We start from the raw sequence: 21817 nt of genomic DNA on the forward strand, positions 1-21817 counted from the left end.
AGGGAAATGTTTACCCTAAGCATGAAAACAGGCGGCGCAGACCGCGGTTTTTTCGGGCAGTGACATGATTTCAAGACGTACAATGATGATGGGCGCCGCAGCAGGCGTCGCTGGGTGTTCTTCTTCGACAGCACCAGAGGTTCCGGCATATTTCGGGCCGGAAGTGACGCGGATTCAGGTATTCAAAGAGCAGCGCACGATGCAGCTGCTGCACAATAGCAGCCTTTTGCGGCAATACCGGATTGATCTGGGCTTTGATCCCAAGGATCACAAGCAGCAGGAAGGCGACGGGCGCACGCCAGAGGGTGCCTATCTGATCGACCGCCAGAACCCCAACAGCCGCTTCCATCTTTCGATCGGGATTTCCTATCCGAATGCGGACGATGTGGCGCGCGCCCGCGCGATGGGCGTCAAACCGGGCGGTGACATCTTCATTCACGGCACCCCGTCGCAGTGGGTCGGCGTGCCGGACTGGACATGGGGCTGTATCGCTGTGACCAATACAGAAATGGAAGAAGTCTATTCCATGGTACGACTGGGCACCAAGATCTTCATTTACGCGTGACGGGCGTGTCCTGACGAGGTCAGGACAAACCGCCGGCAAAACCGGGCGCTGTGCCCATGTTCAGCGTCCACCACAACTTGCCAGCCGATTCCTGAAACCAGGAAAAGCCCATCAAGCGTGCGTTGGGGTCCATGATCACGGATCGGGTGCGTTCGTCACCCATCCACGCCGTCAGGGTCGCCAATTCTGATTCGTAGGATTCCGAGATATTCTCGCCCAGGAACCTGCCTCGGAAACCTGCGCGCTGTGCCCGCAAGACCGGACTGGACCCGTCAGCACCGAACAGCCAAGGCCGGTTCTGGATCGACATATCGCGCGCATGGGTCGCTGCCGCCGCATTCAGTTGCGGATCAAGCGCGACAGGCGCGAGGTTCGCGGCCTGACGCAGCGAATTGACACTGTCCAGCATGCGGAATTTGACCGCCGCCTCTTCGCCGGGGGCGATGATATAGGCTGTCGGCAACGGCAGACCGTCGGGGCCCAACGGAAGGTTTGGTCTACCGGCGCAAGCGGATAGACCTGCTGCGGCGAGGCCGAAAATCATTGCGCGTCTGTACATCTGGATTCTCTTGCTAACAGTTCAGCGTCGTTTAGCGGGATTGCCGCATAAGTTCAAACCCACATCGCCGTGACTTGAACAAGTTTGCATGCGACGAATCTGCCCATCATCAGCGGCGTGGACCCGAGATCAGCTGCACAAGCCGCCCGAAGATGGATGTCGGAATACCCCGAGGTGGCGCGCTCGCGGCTTTTTGGCGCGCAGCTTCTTGGGCCAGTTCCTGCTGCCTGATCCGCTGACGCGACGCACCTTCGCGCGCGGCAGAAGTTTCGGCATTGAACTCGTTGACCCATTCGGGTGCCCTGCGCGGTTCCGACACGGGTTGTGACACCACGGAACGCGGTTCGCGCGGTTCGGAATTCAGCACATAATTGTTGGTTTCATTCACCAGCTTTGTCAGCGTCTTGCCCAGCTCTTTGGGCGGTTTGATCTTGCGGGCGACCTTGGTGGCGCGCAGGGGGGCGATCATATCGGCCCATGCGCGTGCGGACTGGATCCTGTCCTTGGGCAGAATTTTCATGGCTTTGTCGATGGCGGCCAGAAATTCCGGTTCATAGGCGTCGAAACGGCCGGCAAGCGGCTTGCACGGGTCGGGATTCCGGCTTGCGAATTCCTGCATGCGGGTCTGGCTGTTCGGCGGGGCCTCGCCGCTGATGACGTGATAGAACGTGGCGGCCAGCGCATAAAGGTCGCTGGACGGCGATTGCTTGCCCCCCGCGAAATAGAATTCCTGTGGCGAATACCCGTCCTTGACGATCAGCACCGTGGACAATGCGCGCGTCTCCCGGCTGGCCTCTTCGCGGGCGGCGCCGAAATCGATCAGAACGGGGCTGCCCCATTTGTCGAGCAGGATGTTGTCCGGTGAAATGTCACGATGCAGCAGGTCCTGCGCATGGACCAGATCGACCGCGTCCAACACCTTGATCAGGATATCCTTGACCTGATCCGGCGACAGGTCCTCGCGTTCGTTCTTGATGACATACAGCAGATCGCGCCCGTCGATCAGGTCCAGCACCATATAGGCCGTATCGTTATCCTCGAAGATGCGGTGCACGCCGACAATGTTGGGATGGCGCATCTTGGCGATGCTGCGTGCCTCGCGCATGAACATTTCAACGATCGCGCGATACTTTTCGAAATGGGTATGTGACCGGACCATGACCCGTTTGCCTTCGCGGCGGCAAAACACCTCCGGAAAGCATTCCTTGATCACGACTTTCCGTTCCAGGTAATTGTCCTGGGCCAGATATGTGATGCCAAACCCACCGTTGCTGAGCGGTCTCAGGATCGTAAATTGATCCCCGAGGAGTGTCGTACCCCGGACAAGAGCCTCCGTCCGTTCCGGCTTAGCTGCATCACTGCCTAAAGGCTTCGCTGCATCCATAATTCACCAAACATCGCGCCAAAAAAGACGCGCCTTCACACACACTACACACACTACATACCGCTATATTATGGTGTCTTTTGGGCATCTGACGGCACAGTTTATGTCAGGAGACCGCCAGAACTGCGTCAACCAGAGCGATTAAACACGGTTTTGACATATAAACGAAGGAATGACCATGCGTCCTGATCGTGCATAGAAAATTTCAAGGAACAGTGTTGCAACGAAATAACGTTACGTCACGAATCGCCTTTGGCAGGTGCTTGCCGCCGCACGGGCGCGCGGCTTGTCGTCAGCACGTTGCCATCCGTATCGCACACCAGACGGACCCTTTGCCCGTCATACCAGAAGGTCAGTCTGATTCTGCCCTCGTCCTCGCCCACGCCGGTTTCGGACTGGCTGGTGATTGCGCCCGCTCGCATCTTTGCGGGCACCTCGGCAGGTGGAATGCCCAGCAAGGGGCCAAGGTCCGCAGCGTCGACGGTCAAGCCGTGTTCGGTCCTGCGTACCTTCACCTTGCGTCCTTTTCAGTCCAGCCAGCCTTTGAGGTTCTTGTCGATCACACCGCACAGCGCGTCGATATGCGCGGCATCGTCGTTGAGGCAGGGGATATAGGTGAAATGCTCGCCACCCGCCTCTTCAAAGCTTTCCTTGATCTCTTCGTTGATCTCTTCCAGCGTTTCGATGCAATCGGCGGAAAACGCAGGCGCGCAGACGGCGATATGCTTGATCCCGTCATCTTCTGCCAGACGTGCGACTTCCTTCACCGTGTAGGGTTTCAACCATTCTTCAGGGCCAAAGCGCGACTGGAACGTCGTCTTGATCTGGGTATTGTCCCAGCCCAGCCGTTCTTTCAGCAGGCGCGTCGTTTTCTGGCACTGGCAATGATAGGGATCGCCTTCGCGCAGATAGCGTTCCGGCACACCGTGGTAGGAACAGATCAGCATCTCGGGCTTGTGTTCGGCCGCAGCATAGGCCTTTTCGATGGATTGCGCCAAAGCCTCGATATAGGCCGGTTCCTCGAAATAGGGTTCGACCACCCGCGCGATGGGCTGCCATTTTTCATCCATCAGCGCCCGAAAGAACTGGTCGTTCGCGGTCGCCGATGTCGCACCCGCGTAATGCGGATAAAGCGGGAAGAACAGGATCTTGGTGCAGCCGGCCTCGACCATCTCGCGGACTTTGGACTTGGTGGACGGGTTGCCGTAACGCATGCAGAAATCGACGCGCACATCGTCGCCGTACCGCTCGACCATCTGCTTCTTGATCGCCGCCGTCTGCGCCTTGGTGATCGTCATCAAGGGGCTTTCGTTGGCCTCTTCGTTCCAGATGGATTTATAGGCAGCGCCCGATGAAAACGGCCGCTTGGTCAGGATCACCAGCTGCAACAGCGGCTGCCAGAGCCATGCGGAATAATCGATCACCCGCTTGTCGGACAGAAATTCGTTCAGATACCGCCGCATCGACCAGTAATCCGTCGCATCAGGTGTGCCGAGGTTCGCGACAAGAATACCGACCCGCGCGGGTTTGATCGCGGGATGGTCCTTGCCTGCGTGGACAGGACAGGTCGCAGGGCGTTCCGTGTCAGCGGATGTGTGTGCGTCGAACATGGTCATGACCCTTTGGTTATCGTCATTTGAACGGCAGTTAAATGGTATACGCGCCAAATCAATCCTTGGACCTTTCCAGCGGCATTTCTTTCGCGCCCAAGGCATCGGCAAGCCTGTTTTTTGCGCTGCCGGGGCGCAGAGGTTGCGGTTGGGTATCGGCGGGGGCCCAGCCTGTCAGCATGATGATCTCGAACGTGGCATCCACGCGGTTGTCGGCATTGCGGTAATGCTGCGCATAGATGCTGGAGGCCTGCGTCAGCACCTTGCGCCGCGTCATCGACCGTAAACGCTGTGTCAGCGCATTTGTTTCACCCATCTTGCGCAGGTCGTGCATCAGGTGGAACATGTTGGCATAGCTGACGGTGGTCTTGGCCCCGTCCGCCACCGGCAGCGCCAGCCCCGCGCGTTGCAATAACGCCCCCAGATCACGGATTTCGCCCATCGGGGCGACGCGCGGCGACAAACCGCCCGTAACCGCTGCCTCTGCCTCGGCCAAAGACGTGCGCAATTCATGCAGCGTCTGCCCGCCAAGACAGGCCGCCAGCAACAACCCGTCCGGTTGCAAGGCATGGCGGCACTGCACCAACTGCCCGACCGGATCGTTCGCCCAATGCAGCCCCATCACATGCAGCACCAGATCATGCGCACCGGGCGTCAGCGCCAGCGTGTCATCGTCTGGCACGATCACGGCCTGCGGATAGCGCGCACGCCAGAAATCGGGGAAGCCGGTGACGATCGCCATCGACGTAAACGACCTGTTAACCTCGATCAGTCTTTCCTGCAGTTCATCGGCAATCACGTCATGCAGGAACAGATGATCCTGCAGCGCGCGGGCGCGATGCCGCTGCAAGGCGGTCCGGTCAACAAGAGGGGGCGGCATGGTCATGTCGCCCATGTAGGGTGCAATGATGCGGATGCAAAGCGTGATCAGGGCGATCTATCCGGCGCAATGCGTCGCATGCGAAACAATGACCGAGGCTGAAAACGGCCTGTGCGGTCCCTGCTGGCGCGACACCCAGTTCATCGATGGCACGATCTGCGACACTTGCGGGACCCCCTTGCCCGGCGACAGCGACGGCCAGCGCCTGCAATGCGACGATTGCATGGTGATCGCGCGCCCGTGGGAAAGGGGGCGCGCGGTGCTGATCTACAAGGGCATCGGGCGCAGGCTTGTGCTGGGGCTCAAACACGGCGACCGTACCGATCTGGCACAGCCGATGGGGTTGTGGATGGCACGGGCTGCACAGGCGCTGATCCATCCCGACACGGTCGCCGTGCCTGTGCCCCTGCATTGGACGCGTCTGCTGCGGCGGCGCTATAATCAGGCGGGGCTGCTGGCGCAGGTCATCGCCCGCGACTTGCAACGCCCCGTCTGTGTCGATGCGCTGCTTCGCCCGCGCAAGACCGCCCCCTTGGAAGGGCACAGCCGCGACGCGCGCTTTGCTGCGCTCACGGGACAGATCACTGCCAACCCCCGGCAAAAGGCGCAGATCGCGGGCAAACCCGTGCTGCTGGTCGATGACGTGATGACCTCCGGCGCGACGCTGGCCGCCTGCTCTGATGCGCTTTTGCAAGGCGGTGCAACACGGGTTTCGACGATAACACTGGCACGCGTCGTCAAGGATGCCTAAATCACGCATGACACAGCCAAAGGAGCGCTGTCATGCACAACGTCGAAATCTACACCAAACCCACCTGCGGCTACTGTCACATGGCCAAGCGGGTGCTGACCGCAAAAGGCGTCAGCTTTACCGAAGTGAACATCACCGCCCAGCCGGAAAAGCGCGCCGAGATGATCGAGCGCGCCAAAGGTGGCAGCACCGTGCCGCAAATCTTCATCGGCGGCAAACACGTGGGCGGCTGCGATGACCTGATGGCGCTGGACCGGCAAGGCAAGCTCGACGCCCTGCTGTCTGCATGAAGGCGGGGCTGGTCCAGCTTTGCGCGGGCGATGACCCCGTCGCCAACCTTGCCGCGACGCGCGACCTGATCGCGCAGGCGGCGGCACAGGGTGCAGGGTTCGTGCTGACGCCCGAAGTCACGAATTGCGTCTCGCAAGACAGGGCGCACCAGCGCGCGGTTCTGCAATCCGAAAGTGACGACATCACGCTGGCCGGATTGCGCGAAACAGCGCGCGATCTGGGCATCTGGCTGTCGATCGGGTCGCTTGCGCTCAAGACCGACGGTGACGACGGGCGTTTTGCCAACCGGTCCTTCCTGATCGGCCCTGACGGGGGGATCGCAGCGCGCTATGACAAGATCCACATGTTCGACGTGGATGTGTCGGCCACCGAAACCTTCCGCGAATCGGCAGGGTTCCGCCCCGGAGACAGGGCCGTCGTCGCGCAAACACCTTTCGCGCGGATCGGCCTGACGATCTGCTACGACATCCGTTTCGCCTATCTGCACCGCGCGCTGGCACAGGCGGGCGCGGATATCCTGCTTGTCCCCGCCGCCTTTTCGCCCGTCACAGGGGCCGCGCATTGGGAACCTCTGCTGCGTGCGCGGGCCATTGAAACAGGGTGCTATGTGCTGGCCGCTGCCCAGACGGGCACACATCCGATCAAGCACGGCAAGCCGCGCCAGACGCATGGCCACAGCATGGCGATTGCGCCATGGGGCGAGGTTCTGGTGGATATGGGCACAGAGACAGGCACAGCCATTGTTGATCTTGACCTAGCGGAAGTGGCAAAGTCACGGCAGCGCATTCCGGCGCTGACCCATGATCGCCCTTTCGAAGGTCCCTGATGCCCGACAATGCCACCAGCCTTGCCGTTTCCCTGTTCAGCGAAATCCTCGCCGTGGACCAGCTTGCGCGTGCGTCCGTGGCCAAGGTGCTGCCCAAGGGTATGGAATTGTCGCATTTTTCTGTGCTGAACCATCTCGCCCATGCGGGGGCCGAACGCTCGCCCGCGCAACTGGCCAAGACGTTCCACCTGACGCGGGGTGCGATGACGAACACGCTGCACAAACTGGAATGGGCAGGCTGGGTGCATATCCGCCCCGACTGGGACGATGCGCGCCGCAAGATGGTGTCGATCAGCCCTTCCGGCCTGTCCGCCCGCGACGCGGCCATCGCCGCCATCGCCCCTGTCATCGCCGAAGCGGTGACAAAGGTGGGCGAGGAAAAAGTCCGCATCGCCCTGCCGGTGCTGCGCGAAATGCGGCTCAAACTCGGCCAGATCGACTAGGCCCCTCATCTTCCGAGCCTAAATATCCCCGCCGGAGGCCTGAAAGTCCTTATTCTTTCGTCGCGGCCGTCACATAGTTCACCGACAGGTCACGATCACTGATCGCCCATGTGAACCGCAGCGGGTTGAACACGAACCCCTTGCGGTCGACCGGAGTCAGCCCGGCCTTTTCCAGTAACGCGAACAATTCGTCGGGTGTGATGAACTTCGCCCATTCATGCGTGCCCTTGGGCAGCCAGCGCATCACCCATTCCGCCCCGACAATCGCCATGGCGAATGATTTTGGGTTGCGGTTGATGGTCGAGCAGATGTGCAAACCGCCCGGTTTCAGCAATTGCTGGCAGGCCGTCAGATAGCCCAAGGGGTCGGCCACATGTTCCACGACCTCCATGTTCAGCACGATGTCGAATTGTTCGCCTGCCTCTGCCAGCGCCTCGGCGGTGGTGTGGCGATAGTCGATCTCCAGCCCCGATTGCGCAGCATGGACCTGCGCGACGGGGATATTCCGCTCGGCCGCATCGGCCCCCACGACCGCAGCCCCCAGCCGTGCCATGGGTTCGCAAAGCAAACCCCCGCCGCAACCGATATCCAGCAACCGCAGCCCCGCAAAAGGCGCAGGCCCCTGCAGGTCGCGGCCGAATTCTGCGGCAATCTGGCGCGTGATGTAATCAAGCCGGACAGGGTTCATCATGTGCAACGGCTTGAACTTGCCGTTCAGGTCCCACCATTCGGCGGCCATCGCCTCGAACTTGGCGATCTCGGACGGGTCGACGGTGTTGGTTGCGGACATTTTCTTGGCTCCGGTGCTTACGGCGGTCATGGTTTCTTGTTTCATTCCGCGATATAGGGTGCCTATGGACAAAGTCGTAGGACAAAAGCGCCAAGGTGCCCACCTTTATCCCCCCGTTGATCCCTTTGATCAGCGGATTCTGGATGTGGGCGACGGGCACCGGCTTTATGTCGAACAATGCGGCAATCCCGCAGGTATCCCCGTCGTTGTTCTTCACGGCGGCCCGGGTGGCGGATGCAGCCCCGCGATGCGCCGCTATTTCGATCCGGCTGTTTTCCGTGTCGTGCTGTTCGACCAGCGTGGCTGCGGCAAATCGCGGCCCCATGCCAGTGTGACGGCGAATACGACATGGCATCTGGTCGCGGATATCGAACAGATCCGGCAGACCTTGGGCATCGACCGTTGGATCGTGTTTGGCGGGTCATGGGGGGCGACGTTGGCGCTGATCTATGCGCAGGCGCATCCTGACAGGGTCGCGGCGCTGACCCTGCGGGGTGTCTTCCTGATGACGCAGCCCGAACTCGACTGGTTCTACGGCGGTGGTGCAGGAAAATTCTGGCCCGATCTCTGGGCGCGGTTCGCTGGCATGATCCCCGCCGATGAACACGGCAACCTGATCGCCGCTTATCACCGGCGGCTGTTTTCCGGCGATCTGCCGCTGGAAACCCGCTATGCCCGCGCCTGGGCGTCATGGGAAAACGCGCTGGCCGCAATGGACAGTGACGGGCTGACAGGCGAAAGCCCAGCCGACTATGCCCGCGCTTTTGCGCGGCTGGAGAACCATTATTTCCACAATGCGGGGTTCCTGTCGGCGGATCAGCAGATCCTGCATCCCGCCCAAATGGCGCGGATCGCGGGCATCCCCGGCATCATCGTGCAAGGGCGTTACGACATGATCTGCCCCCCAGTGTCGGCGTATAAACTGGCGCAGGCCTGGCCCAAGGCGCGACTGGCGATGATTGGGCGCGCGGGCCATGCGCTGTCCGAACCGGGCATTAGTGCCGAACTTGTGCGCAGCATGGACAGCTTTGGTGCGCAGCGGGCGATGCTCGGGCTTTAACCTTTACAGACGCAGATCAGCCGTTACAGTCGCCTGTAATGAACAGGGAACTTCTGGCTTGGGCAACGTCCTGACGATTATTCTGCAGCGGCTGGCACTTGGCTTTCTGACGCTGCTTGTTGTGTCGGTTGTGATTTTCGTCGCGGTAAACCTTTTGCCAGGCGATTTCGCGCAATCCATTCTGGGGCAAGGGGCAACGCCGGAATCCGTTGCCGCCATCCGCCGCGATCTGGGTCTCGATCAACCGATGGTCACGCGGTATTTCAGCTGGCTTGGCGGTGCCTTGCAGGGTGATTTCGGGTCCAGTTTCGCACAGGCCAGCTTTGCCAATTTCACCGGGTCCGATTCCGGTGCTGGCAGCGTCGCGCAACAGATCGGCCCGCGTTTCGCCAATACGATGTTTCTGGCCGCTGTCAGCGCCGCAATCGCCGTGCCATTTGCGATTGTGCTGGGCGTGCTGGCAGCACTTTACCGCAATTCCATCTTTGACCGTGCGACCAACATTTTCACGCTGTCGTCCATCTCCAGCCCCGAGTTTTTCCTCGCCTATGTGCTGATCCTCTTTTTGGCCGTGCTGAACCCGATCCTGCCTGCGGTGTCCAATATCTTTGCGGATATGTCGTTCAGCGATCGGCTGGAAAAGACGCTGCTGCCCGCGCTGACGCTGACGCTGGTGGTGACCGCGCATATGATGCGGATGACGCGGGCCGCGATCATCAACCTGCTGTCGTCCCCCTATATCGAGATGGCGCGTTTGAAAGGCATGTCGCCCTTGCGTGTGATCGTGCGCCACGCGCTGCCCAATGCGCTGGCGCCGATCATCAACGTCGTGGCGATCAACCTTGCTTATCTGATCACCGGCGTCGTCGTGGTCGAAGTGGTCTTCGTCTATCCCGGCATCGGCCAGTTGTTCGTGGACAGCGTCAAATTCCGTGACATTCCCGTCGTGCAGGCCTGCTGCCTGATCTTTGCGGCCGCCTATATTCTGCTGAACCTTACGGCGGATATCATGTCGATCCTGTCCAACCCGCGGCTGAGGCATCCCAAATGATCTGGTTCGCTGCTGCATTGCTGGGTTTTGCGGCCTTGGCCTGGGGGTTCCGGTTCGCGGGGCAAGCGGCGACAGGGCGTGCCCCCTATTTTCGCGACATGACCTTTGGGGTGGCTTACGGCTATATCCTTGCGGTCGCCGCGCTGGTCTGGCTGGTTTGGGCCTATACCCAAGGGCGCAGCGCCGATCTGGCGGTCGCCAACAAGTTCTTTTTCCTGCGCATCGCGGTCGAAGGCTTTATCATCTTCTCCATCGCTGCATGGCTGTTCCGCCTGCTTGGGCGCAGCGTCGGGACAAAACAGACCAAACGCCTGTTCCGGTCCATGCCGCTGACTGCCGCATTCGGGATCATGATGATCCTGATCTATGTGTTCGTTGCTATTTTCGCATCTTTCCTTGCCCCTTACGGACAGGCCGAGATCATTCGCGGCGTGCCGGCCAATATCATGCCGGGGGGTGACATCGCGCTGGGCGGCAACCCCGATTTCCCGCTGGGCACCGACCAGATCGGCCGCGATATCCTGAGCCGGTTGATCTATGGCGCGCAGAATACGGTGGGCATCGCCTTTGTCACTACGGTGATCGCGTTCCTGCTGGGCGGCAGTATGGGCTTTCTGGCGGCGACGCTAGGCGGCTGGCTCGACCAGTTGCTATCGCGGATCGTCGATGTGCTGATGGCAATTCCGTCGCTGATCTTCGCGCTGTTGTTGATGACCATCGCCAGCGTCTGGGCGCCGCGCCTTGGCATCCCGCAGACCTATTTCATGATCCTGATCATCGCGGTGATCGACAGCACGCGCGTTTACCGGCTGGCGCGTGCTGTCGGGCAGAATATCGTGGTGATGGATTATATTGAGGCGGCCAAGCTGCGCGGCGAAGGTCTGGGATATCTGATGTTCAAGGAAATCCTGCCCAATGCGACCTCGCCCTTGCTGGCCGAATTCGGGCTGCGGTTCTGTTTCGTGTTCCTGACCATCGCGTCGCTGTCGTTCCTTGGGGTGGGGATCCAGCCGCCTTTGGCTGACTGGGGGACGATGGTGCGCGATCTGGGCGGCTTCGTGAACTTCGCGCAATTCGCGCCGATGGTGGCAACCCCGCCGCTGCTGGCCGCAGGCGCGATTGCGCTTCTGGCTGTGGCGGTGAATTTCGTCGTGGATTGGATGCTGCACCGTTCCTCGGGGCTGAAGGACTGACATGACGCAAGCCTCCGACACCACGCCACTGGTCAAGATCCGCGATATCCGGATCGACGGCCGCACTGATGAAACCTGGATCCCGATCATCAAGGGCGTGAACCTGACGCTGCAACGCGGGCAGGTGCTGGGGCTGATCGGGGAATCAGGGGCAGGCAAATCCACGCTGGGGCTGGCCGCGATGGGCTATACCCGCGACGGTGTGCGGATCAGCGGCGGCAGCGTGGAATTCGACGGGATTGACCTGCTGACAGCTTCGGCCGCGGTCAAGCGTGACTTGCTGGGCAAGCGTATCGCCTATGTCGCGCAATCGGCAGCGGCCAGTTTCAACCCCGCCCACCGTCTGATCGACCAGCATGTCGAAGGGCCGGTGCAGCATGGCATCGCCGGACGCAAGGACAGCGCCGAGGATGGCATCGCGCTTTACCGCAAGCTGCGCCTGCCTAATCCTGAGGAAATCGGCTTTCGCTATCCGCATCAGGTGTCGGGCGGGCAGTTGCAGCGCGCGATGACCGCGATGGCGATGTCCTGCCGCCCTGACCTGATCATCTTTGACGAACCGACCACCGCGCTGGACGTGACCACCCAGATCGAGGTGCTGTCGGCGATCCGTGATATCGTGGCGCAATACAATACTGCCGCGATCTATATCACCCATGATCTGGCAGTCGTCGCGCAGATGGCGGACCGGATCAAGGTGCTGCTGCGCGGAGAAGAGGTTGAGACCGCAGATACCCGCACCATGCTTAACGCGCCGACGCAGGAGTATACCAAATCACTTTGGGCGGTGCGCAGCTTTGAACGCCCTGCGAAACCCGCCGTGCAGACGGGGGCCGTGCCCCTTGTCAGCATGCAAAAGGTCGATGCCGCTTATGGCAAGGTGCCGGTGCTGCATGATGTGAGTTTCGATATCCACGCAGGCCGCACCGTCGCCGTCGTCGGCGAAAGCGGGTCGGGCAAATCGACCGCCGCGCGCTGCATCACGGGGCTTTTGCCGCCGAGTTCGGGGCAGATCCTGTTTGATGGCAAGGTCCTGCCTGCCCATTACCGCAAGCGCAGCAAGGATCAGCTGCGGCAAGTGCAGATGATCTACCAGATGGCCGATACCGCGCTGAACCCGCGCATGTCGATCGGGCAGATCATCGCGCGGCCTGTGCAATTTTACCTTGGCCTGACGGGCAAGGCCAAGCGCCAGCGCGTCGATGCCTTGCTGGAACAGATCGAACTGGACCCCGCAGAATACTACAACCGCTTGCCGTCCGAATTGTCGGGCGGGCAGAAACAGCGCATCGGGATCGCGCGCGCCTTGGCCGCCGAGCCGCGTTTCATCATCTGCGACGAAGTCACGTCTGCGCTGGATCAACTTGTCGCGGAAGGCATCCTGCGGCTTTTGGCTAGGTTGCAGGACGAGTTGTCCCTGTCCTATATGTTCATTACGCATGATCTGGCGACGGTGCGGGCCATCGCGGACGAAGTCGTCGTGATGAAGGACGGGCGTGTTGTGGAACAAGGGCCCAAGGCCGAAATGTTCAGCCCGCCGCACCACGCCTACACCGACCTTTTGTTGTCGTCGGTGCCCGAAATGGACCCTGACTGGCTGAGCAATCTGCTGGCTGAACGGGGTGTTGATAATATCGGCGATGCAGCCGTTAATAAACTTTGATCGAATCGTGGTCCAAAGGGCCGTCACGGCATAACAGGGAGAAGACGATATGAGTGGAATTAGCAGACGCGGATTGCTGAAAACGGGTGTCGCCGCAGGCGTGCTCGGGTTGTCGGGGATGCCGCTGCGAGCGCAAAGCCGGGGTGGCAAGTTCACCGCAGGCCTCAGCGGCGCGAACACATCCGACAGTTGGGACGGCCGGACACATTCCGACGTTTTCATGATTTCCGCAGCCCTTGGCGGTGTATTCGACGCGCTGACCGAAGTCGCGGCAGACGGATCGCTGCAGGGCGAGCTGGCGACAAGCTGGGAAGCCAGCCCGGACGCCAAGGTGTGGACATTCAACCTGCGCCAGGGCGTCACCTTCCACAACGGCAAGCCTTTCGGTGCGGATGACGTGATCGAATCGCTGCAACTGCATGTGGCTGAAGGGTCGAAATCCGCCGCCCAGCCGCTGGTCGCCGCGATCACCGAGATGCGCAAGATCACCGACCATCAGGTCCAGTTCACGCTGGAAGCAGGCAATGCCGACTTCCCCTATCTGCTGTCGGATTACCACCTGCTGATGTATCCCGCAGGCCAGATCGAAGAAGCCATCGCTCAAGGCATCGGCACGGGTCTGTACGAAGTCGTGTCTTTCGATCCCGGTGTCCGCTTTGTCGGGCGGCGCTATGCCAATCACTACAAGGGTGACAGCGCCGGTTTCTTCGACGAGGTCGAACTGATCGCGATCAACGACAACACCGCGCGGATGAACGCGCTTTTGACCGGCCAGATTGACGCCGTGAACCGGATCGATTTCCGTCTGGAACCCCTGCTGCGCGCCAACCCCAATGTCCGCATTCAGGAAGTGACCGGCAACCAGCATTACACTTTCCCGATGCTGACCCAGACCGCACCTTTCAACGATGTGAACGTGCGCCGCGCGCTGAAATACGGTGTGGACCGTCAGGACATGGTCGACAAGATCCTGCTGGGTCACGGCAAAGTCGGCAACGACAGCCCGATCGGCCCCGCAAACCAGTATTACCATGCCGAGATGGAACAGCTGGAATACGATCCCGACCGCGCCAAGTTCCACCTCCAGCAGGCGGGCCTCGACAGTCTGAACATCGACCTGTCGGCATCGAACGCCGCCTTTGAAGGTGCGGTTGATGCGGCCCAGTTGTATCAGGCCTCTGCCGCCCCTGCGGGGATCAACATCAACGTGATTCAGGAACCTGCAGACGGCTATTGGTCGAACGTCTGGCTGGTCAAGCCGTTTTCGGCGTCTTACTGGACAGGCCGGTCGACCGAAGACTGGATGTTCTCGTCCGCCTACGAGGCCGGCGTGCCGTGGAACGACAGCCAGTGGGACAACGCACGGTTCCAGGAACTGCTGTATTCCGCGCGCGCCGAACTCGACACCGACAAGCGGCGCGAGCAGTATTACGAAATGCAGCAGATCCTGCGTGATGATGGCGGCGTGATCATCCCGATGTTCGCCAACTTCGTGCAGGCGATCAGCAGCCGTGTCGTGACGCCTGACGTGGTGGGCAACACCGCGCAGATGGACAACAACCGCATGCTGGAACGCTGGTCGCTGGCGTAAACCGCCCGCAGCGCATTGAACGCCCCGCCCTGATCGGCGGGGCGTTTTGCATTGCGCTTGCAGTTCCGCGCAACACGGCCTATATCAGCCTCAATAGCGGCGTCTTGGCTTCCACCCCCAAGGCTCCACCGGGAAACATCAACGGGCCGCGCGCCCGTTTTTTTATGCTTGGGACAACCCATGAATGACCTGATCGCCAAGGCGGCCATCGACCGCCGGATCGCAGAGATCATCACCCCCGTCGTCGAGGACATGGGGTTCGAGGTCGTGCGCGTACGGCTGATGACCGGCAAGGAAAGCACCCTGCAAATCATGGTGCAGCGCCCCGATGGCACCATCGAGGTGGACGAATGTGCGCAGATTTCGACCGCCATCAGCGCCGTGCTGGATGTCGAGGACCCGATCGTCGATGTCTACACGCTGGAGGTTTCCAGCCCCGGCATCGACCGCCCGCTGACCCGGCTCAAGGATTTCGAGCAATGGCAGGGCTTTGAAGCCAAGGTCGAGACCGAGGAACTGATCGACGGTCGCCGCCGGTTCAAGGGTGAACTGGCAGGCACCGATGGTGACGAGGTGCTGATCACTATTGAAGAAGGCACGATCGGCCTGAAATTCGAATGGCTGTCAGATGCCAAACTGGTCCTGACAGATGACCTGATCCGCGACGTGCTGCGTGGGCGCAAGGATGCGGGCCAGATCGACGAAGCCCAATTTGACGAAATTGAAACCATCATCGATGGCGAGGAGAACACCTGATGGCCTATACGTCCGCAAACCAGCTCGAGCTTCTGCAAACCGCAGAGGCCGTGGCCCGCGAAAAGAACATCGAACCCGGTCTGGTGGTCGAGGCGATGGAAGAATCGCTCGCCCGTGCGGCCAAGTCGCGTTACGGCGCGGAAATGGACATTCGCGTCAAGATCGACCGCAAGACCGGTCGCGCGACGTTCACCCGCGTGCGGACCGTCGTCGCCGATGACGAGGTCGAGAATTATCAGGCTCAATTCACCGTCGCACAGGCGAAGGATTACATGACCGACCCCCAGATCGGTCAGGAATACAGCGAAGAAGTGCCCCCAGTCGAATTGGGCCGGATCGCCGCGCAATCGGCCAAGCAGGTGATCCTGCAAAAGGTCCGCGAAGCCGAGCGTGACAAGCAATACGAAGAATTCAAGGACCGCGCCGGCACGATCATCAACGCGCTGGTCAAGCGCGAGGAATACGGCAACGTCATCGTCGACGTGGGTTCGGGCGAGGCCGTGCTGCGCCGCAACGAAAAGATCGGCCGCGAGGCGTACCGCCCCAACGACCGTATCCGTTGCTACATCAAGGAAGTCCGCCGCGAACAGCGCGGGCCGCAGATTTTCCTGTCGCGCACAGCGCCTGAATTCATGGCCGAGCTGTTCAAGATGGAAGTGCCCGAAATCTACGAAGGCGTCATCGAGATCAAGGCCGTCGCCCGCGACCCCGGTTCGCGCGCCAAGATCGCGGTCATCAGCTATGACAGCTCGATTGACCCCGTGGGCGCTTGCGTCGGTATGCGTGGCAGCCGTGTGCAGGCCGTTGTGAACGAATTGCAGGGCGAAAAGATCGACATCATTCCTTGGAACGAGGACATGCCGACCTTCCTTGTGAACGCGCTTCAGCCTGCCGAGGTGACCAAGGTCGTTCTCGACGAAGAAGCGGGCAAAATCGAAGTCGTGGTGCCTGATGAACAGCTGTCGCTGGCCATCGGTCGTCGCGGCCAGAACGTGCGTCTGGCCAGCATGCTGACCGGTCTCGACATCGACATCCTGACCGAGGAAGAAGAATCCAAGCGCCGTCAGGCCGAATTCGAAACCCGCACCAAGCTGTTCATGGACACGCTGGATCTGGACGAATTCTTTGCCCAGTTGCTGGTCGCCGAAGGCTTTACCAACCTCGAAGAGGTCGCCTATGTCGAACAGGACGAACTGTTGGTGATCGAAGGCGTCGACGAAGGCACCGCAGGCGAATTGCAGGCCCGTGCCCGCGACTACCTCGAGGCGCAGGCGAAAAAGGCGATGGATGCCGCGATTGCAACAGGCGTCGAACAAAGCCTGATTGATTTCGAAGGCCTGACACCCCAGATGCTGGAAGCGCTGGGCAAGGATGGCGTCAAGACGCTCGAAGATTTCGCCACCTGCGCGGATTGGGAACTGGCCGGTGGCTGGACGACCGTCAACGGCGAACGCGTCAAGGACGAAGGCGTGCTGGAACCGTTCGATGTGTCGCTGGAAGAAGCGCAGACCATGGTCATGACCGCACGCGTCATGCTGGGCTGGGTCGATCCGGACGAATTGAACAAAGACACCGACGAAACCGAGGAAGAGGAGGCCTGATCAGGCCTTCGGAGTAAATGAATGACGCGTGGCGGGCATAAAGATGAAAACGACGATGCGGAACGTAAATGCATCGTCACCGGAGAGGTCCAGCCAAAAGCCGGGCTGATCCGGTTCGTCATCGGACCGGACAATCAGGTCGTGCCGGATATTCTGGGCAAGCTGCCCGGACGGGGCATGTATGTCACCGCCGACCGCGCCATTCTGGAACAGGCCCGCAAAGGCCAGTTTTCACGCTCGGCCAAGCAGCCGGTCACGGTGCCGGACGGTCTGGTGGACGAGGTGGAACGCCAGATCGCGCGCCGCACCGTCGACCTGATCGCCTTGACGCGCAAGGCCGGCCGTGCTGTTTGCGGCTTTGAAAAGGTCAAGGGCTGGCTGGCGGGCGGCGAACGTGTCCGCGTGCTGGTGCAGGCCTCTGACGGATCAGAGCGCGGCAAGACCAAACTCTGGACGCCCGAAGGGGCCAGATACTTCGGTTGCCTCACGTCAGCCGAATTGGGTTTGGCTTTCGGGCGTCAAAGTGTGATACATGGCGCGCTTGCGACTGGTGGACTCAGCGATCGTGTTGTAGAGGAAGCCTCAAAGCTACGCGGATTACGCGAAGGGAACGGCGGCGATGGGGCCTCCGGGAAGGATAAAGAAGCTAGATGAGCGATAACGACGGAAAAAAGCCACTCGGCCTTGGTGGGTCACGTCCAAGTAACGTGAAGCAAAGTTTTAGCCATGGGCGGACCAAAAACGTCGTGGTGGAAACCAAACGCAAACGCGTTGTGGTGCCAAAACCCGGTGCGGCCAAGCCCGCCGGCTCGACAGGCGTGCCGATGGGCGGCGACCCGTCCAAGCGGCCTGCAGGCATCTCTGATGTCGAACTCGAACGCCGTATGAAGGCGCTCGCCATGGCGCGTGCGCGCGAAAGCGAAGAAGCCGCCAAGCGCGAAGCCGAAGAAAAAGAACGCGCCGCCGAGCGCGAGGCGCGCCGCGCCGAAATGGAAGCCAAAGAGGCCGAGGACCGCGAACGCGAAGAACGCGCCAAAGCCAAGGCCGAAGAAGAAAAGCGCAAGGCCGAACGCGCCGCCGCGAAGGTCAAGGCAGATACCGCACCTGCGGGTGCCGATGCCAGCGCCCTGCCCGGTGAAAATGCCGTTGATCGTCCGTCCGCCGCCGGTCCCCGCAAGGTCGACCGCGAACGCGAAGCCCGTGAAAAGGCCGCCAAGGTCAAGCCCGGCCGCGAAGACGATGGTCGGCGCGCAGGTAAACTGACTCTGAACGACGCGCTGACCGGCCGCGAAGGTGGCCGCCAGCGGTCGATGGCCGCCATGAAACGCAAGCAGGACCGCGCTCGCGCCAAGGCGATGGGTGGGTCTGCCGAACGTGAAAAGGTCTTCCGGGATGTGGCGCTGCCGCCCGCGATCACCGTGTCGGAACTGGCCAACCGGATGGCGGAACGTGTCGCCGACGTGGTCAAGGCTTTGATGCAGAACGGTATCATGGCGACGCAGAACCAGTCGATCGACGCCGATACCGCCGAACTGATCATCGAAGAATTCGGCCACACCGTTGTCCGCGTGTCGGATGCCGACGTGGAAGACGTGATCAAACAGGTTCTTGATGATCCAAAAGACCTGATTTCGCGGCCTCCGATCGTCACGATCATGGGCCACGTCGACCACGGCAAGACGTCGCTGCTTGATGCGATCCGCAACGCCAAGGTTGTCGCGGGCGAAGCTGGCGGGATCACCCAGCATATCGGTGCCTATCAGGTGAAAACCGATTCTGGCTCGATGCTGACTTTCCTCGACACGCCGGGCCACGCGGCCTTTACCTCGATGCGGTCGCGCGGGGCACAGGTGACGGATATCGTCGTGCTGGTGGTTGCCGCCGATGACGCCGTGATGCCGCAGACGGTCGAGGCGATCAACCACGCGAAAGCGGCCAAGGTGCCGATGATCGTGGCGATCAACAAGATCGACAAGCCATCCGCCAACCCAGACAAGGTCCGCACAGACCTTTTGATGCACGAAGTCGTCGTCGAAAAGATGTCCGGTGATGTGCAGGATGTCGAAGTGTCGGCGCTGACGGGCAAAGGTCTGGACAATCTGCTGGAAGCCATCGCGCTGCAGGCGGAAATCCTTGAACTGAAAGCCAACCCTGATCGCGCCGCCGTTGGTGCCGTGATCGAGGCGCAGCTTGATATCGGCCGCGGCCCCGTCGCCACGGTTCTGATCCAGAACGGCACCTTGCGGCAGGGTGATATCTTTGTCGTGGGCGAACAGTACGGCAAGGTCCGCGCGCTGATCAACGACAAGGGCGAACGTGTGGCCGAAGCTGGCCCCGCCGTTCCTGTCGAGGTGCTGGGTCTGAACGGCACGCCAGAAGCGGGCGATGTGCTGAACGTTGTCGCGACAGAAGCACAGGCGCGCGAAATCGCAGAATACCGTGAAAAGGCGTCCAAGGAAAAGCGTGCTGCTGCCGGTGCTGCCACCACGCTGGAACAGCTGATGGCGAATGCCAAGGCCAACCAGAACGTCAGCGAATTGCCCATTGTGGTGAAGGCCGACGTGCAAGGTTCTGCCGAAGCGATCGTTCAGGCGATGGAAAAGATCGGCAACGACGAAGTCCGCGTGCGCGTGCTGCATTCGGGTGTCGGTGCGATCACCGAAACCGATATCGGCCTTGCCGAGGCTTCGGGCGCGCCGGTGTTCGGCTTTAACGTCCGTGCAAACGCGACAGCGCGCAATTCCGCCAACCAGAAGGGCGTGGAGATCCGCTATTACTCGGTGATCTACGATCTTGTGGATGACGTGAAGAAAGCCGCATCCGGTCTGCTGTCTGCTGAAATCCGCGAAAAGTTCATCGGCTATGCGACCATCAAGGATGTGTTCAAAGTGTCCAACGTCGGCAAGGTCGCGGGCTGTCTGGTCACCGAAGGTGTGGCGCGCCGCTCTGCCGGTGTGCGCCTGCTGCGCGACGATGTCGTGATCCACGAAGGCACGCTCAAGACCCTCAAACGCTTCAAGGACGAAGTGGCCGAGGTTCAGTCTGGTCAGGAATGCGGCATGGCGTTTGAAAACTACGATGATGTCCGCCCCGGCGACGTGATCGAGATTTTCGAGCGGGAATCGGTCGAACGGAACCTGTAAAGGCTTCTGTCATGAAGAAAAAGGCGGCCCCTTGGGCCGCCTTTTTTATAACCAGTCCCGCAGGATCGGGATCAGCGGAATGTCCGCCGCGGGCATCGGATAATCACGCAATTCATTCACCCGCACCCATTTCAGCGCCTGCCCTTCGCGCGATTGCGGCGTGCCTTCCCATTTGCGGCAGGCAAAAAGCGGCATGAGCAGGTGGAAATCGGGATAGGCGTGGCTGGCGAATGTCAGCGGTGCAAGGCAGGACGCCCATGTGCCGATGCCCAGTTCCTCGTGCAACTCGCGGATCAGCGCGGCCTCGGGGGTTTCGCTTTGCTCGACTTTGCCACCCGGAAACTCCCACAGACCGGCCATCGCCTTGCCTTCGGGACGCTGTGCTAGCAGCACCCGCCCGTCCGCGTCAATCAGCGCGACCGCCGAAACAAGAACTAGTTTCACGACCGGTAATCGGCGTTGATGTCGATGTAACCATGCGTCAGATCGCAGGTCCAGACCGTGCTGTGCCCCGATCCAAGCCCCAGATCGACACCGATAACCAGTTCGGCATTCTTCATATAGGCACTGGTGGCATCTTCGGAATAATCCGGTGCGCGCCAGCCGTTTTCGGCGACGGTGATATCCCCGAACCGGATCGACAGGCGGTCACGGTCCGCCTGCGCGCCGGATTTGCCCACGGCCATGACGATCCGACCCCAGTTGGCATCCTGCCCCGCAATCGCCGTCTTGACGAGCGGGCTGTTGGCGATTGCCATCGCCACCTTGCGGGCATCCGCATCATCGGCGGCACCCGTCACGGCAACGGTTACAAACTTGGTCGCCCCTTCGCCGTCGCGCACCACCTGATGCGCAAGGTCCAGCATCACGCCATGCAGCGCGGCTGCAAAATCGGCATTACCGGTGACATCCACGCCAGAGGCACCCGTCGCAACCGCAACAAGGCTGTCGGATGTCGATGTGTCGCTATCCACGGTGATGCAGTTGAACGTCTGGTCATTGTGCCGCGAGACGAGCGTTTGCAGCGCCTCCTGTCCGATCAGCGCATCGGTAAAGATATAAACCAGCATCGTCGCCATATCGGGCGCGATCATGCCGGACCCCTTGGCGATCCCTGCGATCTGCACGGTCTTGCCGCCGACCGTGACGCTGGCACTGGCCCCTTTGGGGAAAGTGTCGGTCGTCATGATCGCGCGGGCGGCGTCCTTGATTGCGGCTTCGGTCTGGCCTGCGTGCAGGTCCTCCAGTTTGGCGATGATGCGGTCATGCGGCAGGGGTTCGCCGATGACGCCTGTCGAGGCGGTGAACACGCGCCCGACCGGCACGCCGGTCAAGTCGGCTACGGCCTGCGTCAGTGCTGCAACGCTCGCCACACCGTTCTTGCCGGTAAAGGCGTTGGAATTGCCCGAATTGACAAGGATCGCGGCGGCACCGGACGGATCACCGCCCAGTTTCGCCTGACAATCCAGCACAGGCGCGGACCGTGTGGCAGATCGGGTGAAGACCCCCGCCACCGCAGACCCCGGCGCTGCGATGGCCAGCATCACATCGGTCCGGTTCTTGTATTTGACCCCCGCCGCAGCACTGGCAAAAGTCACACCCGCGATCACGGGCAGGTCGGGAAATTGCGCAGGCGCAAGCGGCGAGGTTTTCATGTCAG

The 21817-nt window shown here is 60.9% G+C and carries 22 protein-coding genes; 14 read left to right on the forward strand and 8 right to left on the reverse strand.

Annotated elements, in window-relative coordinates; all coding sequences use genetic code 11:
* Window positions 1-82 precede the first annotated feature (82 nt).
* Window positions 83-565 carry a L,D-transpeptidase family protein gene (locus tag VCK47_RS10435; protein WP_322891031.1) on the forward strand — a complete coding sequence of 161 codons (483 nt, stop codon included), beginning with the start codon at window positions 83-85 and terminating at the stop codon, window positions 563-565.
* 19 nt (window positions 566-584) lie between these two features.
* Here the strand turns inward: VCK47_RS10435 and VCK47_RS10440 are convergent, their stop codons facing one another.
* From VCK47_RS10440 to VCK47_RS10460, 5 genes are all read right to left on the reverse strand, one after another.
* The gene (locus tag VCK47_RS10440) at window positions 585-1124 is read right to left on the reverse strand and encodes a CAP domain-containing protein (protein ID WP_322891032.1); all 540 of its coding nucleotides are present in this window, start codon (window positions 1122-1124) and stop codon (window positions 585-587) included.
* Window positions 1125-1233: 109 nt separating this feature from the next.
* Complete coding sequence (locus VCK47_RS10445; protein WP_322891033.1) at window positions 1234-2508, reverse strand: serine/threonine-protein kinase; 1275 nt, start codon at window positions 2506-2508, stop codon at window positions 1234-1236.
* Window positions 2509-2747: 239 nt separating this feature from the next.
* Window positions 2748-3023: a DUF6522 family protein gene (locus VCK47_RS10450; RefSeq protein WP_322891034.1), complete on the reverse strand. Its 276-nt coding sequence runs from the start codon at window positions 3021-3023 to the stop codon at window positions 2748-2750.
* Window positions 3024-3035: 12 nt separating this feature from the next.
* Window positions 3036-4124 (reverse strand): ferrochelatase, encoded by a 1089-nt coding sequence (hemH, locus tag VCK47_RS10455; RefSeq protein ID WP_322891035.1) that lies wholly within the window; start codon window positions 4122-4124, stop codon window positions 3036-3038.
* Between the two features lie 52 nt (window positions 4125-4176).
* Complete coding sequence (locus tag VCK47_RS10460) at window positions 4177-5013, reverse strand: SAM-dependent methyltransferase (protein WP_322891036.1); 837 nt, start codon at window positions 5011-5013, stop codon at window positions 4177-4179.
* 10 nt (window positions 5014-5023) lie between these two features.
* On the opposite strand from VCK47_RS10460, the gene VCK47_RS10465 reads away from it, so the two are divergent.
* The 4 genes from VCK47_RS10465 to VCK47_RS10480 are packed head-to-tail and all read left to right on the forward strand — an operon-like array spanning window position 5024 to window position 7309.
* The gene (locus VCK47_RS10465) at window positions 5024-5749 is read left to right on the forward strand and encodes a ComF family protein (RefSeq protein WP_322891037.1); all 726 of its coding nucleotides are present in this window, start codon (window positions 5024-5026) and stop codon (window positions 5747-5749) included.
* 32 nt (window positions 5750-5781) lie between these two features.
* Window positions 5782-6039 carry a glutaredoxin 3 gene (grxC, locus tag VCK47_RS10470; RefSeq protein ID WP_322891038.1) on the forward strand — a complete coding sequence of 86 codons (258 nt, stop codon included), beginning with the start codon at window positions 5782-5784 and terminating at the stop codon, window positions 6037-6039.
* Window positions 6036-6866 carry a carbon-nitrogen hydrolase family protein gene (locus VCK47_RS10475; protein WP_322891039.1) on the forward strand — a complete coding sequence of 277 codons (831 nt, stop codon included), beginning with the start codon at window positions 6036-6038 and terminating at the stop codon, window positions 6864-6866. The genes grxC and VCK47_RS10475 overlap by 4 nt, the downstream gene beginning before the upstream one ends.
* On the forward strand, window positions 6866-7309 hold the full coding sequence (locus VCK47_RS10480; RefSeq protein ID WP_322891040.1) for a MarR family winged helix-turn-helix transcriptional regulator: 444 nt from the start codon (window positions 6866-6868) through the stop codon (window positions 7307-7309). The genes VCK47_RS10475 and VCK47_RS10480 overlap by 1 nt, the downstream gene beginning before the upstream one ends.
* A 49-nt stretch (window positions 7310-7358) precedes the next feature.
* On the opposite strand, the gene ubiG is transcribed toward VCK47_RS10480, so the two are convergent.
* Window positions 7359-8144, reverse strand: a complete 786-nt coding sequence (ubiG, locus tag VCK47_RS10485) for a bifunctional 2-polyprenyl-6-hydroxyphenol methylase/3-demethylubiquinol 3-O-methyltransferase UbiG (protein ID WP_322891041.1) — start codon at window positions 8142-8144, stop codon at window positions 7359-7361.
* Window positions 8145-8163: 19 nt separating this feature from the next.
* Between ubiG and pip the strand changes: the two genes are divergently transcribed.
* The 9 genes from pip (at window position 8164) to infB (ending at window position 20157) form a co-directional block, all read left to right on the forward strand.
* Window positions 8164-9159 (forward strand): prolyl aminopeptidase, encoded by a 996-nt coding sequence (gene pip / locus VCK47_RS10490; protein ID WP_322891042.1) that lies wholly within the window; start codon window positions 8164-8166, stop codon window positions 9157-9159.
* A 58-nt stretch (window positions 9160-9217) separates the two neighbouring features.
* Window positions 9218-10210 carry an ABC transporter permease gene (locus VCK47_RS10495; protein ID WP_322891043.1) on the forward strand — a complete coding sequence of 331 codons (993 nt, stop codon included), beginning with the start codon at window positions 9218-9220 and terminating at the stop codon, window positions 10208-10210.
* A complete protein-coding gene (locus VCK47_RS10500) occupies window positions 10207-11403 on the forward strand; it encodes an ABC transporter permease (protein ID WP_322891044.1) in 1197 nt (398 codons plus the stop codon). The genes VCK47_RS10495 and VCK47_RS10500 overlap by 4 nt, the downstream gene beginning before the upstream one ends.
* 1 nt (window position 11404) lies before the next feature.
* Complete coding sequence (locus VCK47_RS10505; RefSeq protein ID WP_322891045.1) at window positions 11405-13066, forward strand: ABC transporter ATP-binding protein; 1662 nt, start codon at window positions 11405-11407, stop codon at window positions 13064-13066.
* 49 nt (window positions 13067-13115) lie between these two features.
* The gene (locus VCK47_RS10510) at window positions 13116-14657 is read left to right on the forward strand and encodes an ABC transporter substrate-binding protein (protein ID WP_322891046.1); all 1542 of its coding nucleotides are present in this window, start codon (window positions 13116-13118) and stop codon (window positions 14655-14657) included.
* Window positions 14658-14837: 180 nt separating this feature from the next.
* Window positions 14838-15413: a ribosome maturation factor RimP gene (gene rimP / locus VCK47_RS10515; protein ID WP_322891047.1), complete on the forward strand. Its 576-nt coding sequence runs from the start codon at window positions 14838-14840 to the stop codon at window positions 15411-15413.
* Window positions 15413-17014: a transcription termination factor NusA gene (gene nusA, locus VCK47_RS10520; protein ID WP_322891048.1), complete on the forward strand. Its 1602-nt coding sequence runs from the start codon at window positions 15413-15415 to the stop codon at window positions 17012-17014. Before rimP ends, nusA begins: the two co-directional genes overlap by 1 nt.
* 21 nt (window positions 17015-17035) lie before the next feature.
* The gene (locus VCK47_RS10525; protein ID WP_322891049.1) at window positions 17036-17668 is read left to right on the forward strand and encodes an RNA-binding protein; all 633 of its coding nucleotides are present in this window, start codon (window positions 17036-17038) and stop codon (window positions 17666-17668) included.
* Window positions 17665-20157 carry a translation initiation factor IF-2 gene (gene infB, locus VCK47_RS10530; protein ID WP_322891050.1) on the forward strand — a complete coding sequence of 831 codons (2493 nt, stop codon included), beginning with the start codon at window positions 17665-17667 and terminating at the stop codon, window positions 20155-20157. The genes VCK47_RS10525 and infB overlap by 4 nt, the downstream gene beginning before the upstream one ends.
* A gap of 45 nt (window positions 20158-20202) precedes the next feature.
* On the opposite strand, the gene mutT is transcribed toward infB, so the two are convergent.
* Entirely contained in the window at window positions 20203-20601 is a 399-nt protein-coding gene (gene mutT, locus VCK47_RS10535) for an 8-oxo-dGTP diphosphatase MutT (RefSeq protein ID WP_322891051.1), read from the reverse strand.
* The gene (argJ, locus tag VCK47_RS10540; RefSeq protein ID WP_322891052.1) at window positions 20598-21812 is read right to left on the reverse strand and encodes a bifunctional glutamate N-acetyltransferase/amino-acid acetyltransferase ArgJ; all 1215 of its coding nucleotides are present in this window, start codon (window positions 21810-21812) and stop codon (window positions 20598-20600) included. Before argJ ends, mutT begins: the two co-directional genes overlap by 4 nt.
* Between the last annotated feature and the right edge of the window lie 5 nt (window positions 21813-21817).

Origin of the sequence: Yoonia sp. 72 (assembly GCF_034652275.1) — a bacterium.
Lineage (GTDB): Bacteria > Pseudomonadota > Alphaproteobacteria > Rhodobacterales > Rhodobacteraceae > Yoonia.

Bases quoted from the DNA above. Each gene is read 5' to 3' on its own strand.
- VCK47_RS10435 (WP_322891031.1), top strand. From the start codon at position 83: ATGATGATGGGCGCCGCAGCAGGCGTCGCTGGGTGTTCTTCTTCGACA.
- VCK47_RS10440 (WP_322891032.1), bottom strand. From the start codon at position 1,124: ATGTACAGACGCGCAATGATTTTCGGCCTCGCCGCAGCAGGTCTATCC.
- VCK47_RS10445 (WP_322891033.1), bottom strand. From the start codon at position 2,508: ATGGATGCAGCGAAGCCTTTAGGCAGTGATGCAGCTAAGCCGGAACGG.
- hemH (WP_322891035.1), bottom strand. From the start codon at position 4,124: ATGACCATGTTCGACGCACACACATCCGCTGACACGGAACGCCCTGCG.
- VCK47_RS10460 (WP_322891036.1), bottom strand. From the start codon at position 5,013: ATGGGCGACATGACCATGCCGCCCCCTCTTGTTGACCGGACCGCCTTG.
- VCK47_RS10465 (WP_322891037.1), top strand. From the start codon at position 5,024: ATGATGCGGATGCAAAGCGTGATCAGGGCGATCTATCCGGCGCAATGC.
- grxC (WP_322891038.1), top strand. From the start codon at position 5,782: ATGCACAACGTCGAAATCTACACCAAACCCACCTGCGGCTACTGTCAC.
- VCK47_RS10475 (WP_322891039.1), top strand. From the start codon at position 6,036: ATGAAGGCGGGGCTGGTCCAGCTTTGCGCGGGCGATGACCCCGTCGCC.
- VCK47_RS10480 (WP_322891040.1), top strand. From the start codon at position 6,866: ATGCCCGACAATGCCACCAGCCTTGCCGTTTCCCTGTTCAGCGAAATC.
- ubiG (WP_322891041.1), bottom strand. From the start codon at position 8,144: ATGAAACAAGAAACCATGACCGCCGTAAGCACCGGAGCCAAGAAAATG.
- pip (WP_322891042.1), top strand. From the start codon at position 8,164: ATGGACAAAGTCGTAGGACAAAAGCGCCAAGGTGCCCACCTTTATCCC.
- VCK47_RS10500 (WP_322891044.1), top strand. From the start codon at position 10,207: ATGATCTGGTTCGCTGCTGCATTGCTGGGTTTTGCGGCCTTGGCCTGG.
- VCK47_RS10505 (WP_322891045.1), top strand. From the start codon at position 11,405: ATGACGCAAGCCTCCGACACCACGCCACTGGTCAAGATCCGCGATATC.
- VCK47_RS10510 (WP_322891046.1), top strand. From the start codon at position 13,116: ATGAGTGGAATTAGCAGACGCGGATTGCTGAAAACGGGTGTCGCCGCA.
- rimP (WP_322891047.1), top strand. From the start codon at position 14,838: ATGAATGACCTGATCGCCAAGGCGGCCATCGACCGCCGGATCGCAGAG.
- nusA (WP_322891048.1), top strand. From the start codon at position 15,413: ATGGCCTATACGTCCGCAAACCAGCTCGAGCTTCTGCAAACCGCAGAG.
- VCK47_RS10525 (WP_322891049.1), top strand. From the start codon at position 17,036: ATGACGCGTGGCGGGCATAAAGATGAAAACGACGATGCGGAACGTAAA.
- infB (WP_322891050.1), top strand. From the start codon at position 17,665: ATGAGCGATAACGACGGAAAAAAGCCACTCGGCCTTGGTGGGTCACGT.
- argJ (WP_322891052.1), bottom strand. From the start codon at position 21,812: ATGAAAACCTCGCCGCTTGCGCCTGCGCAATTTCCCGACCTGCCCGTG.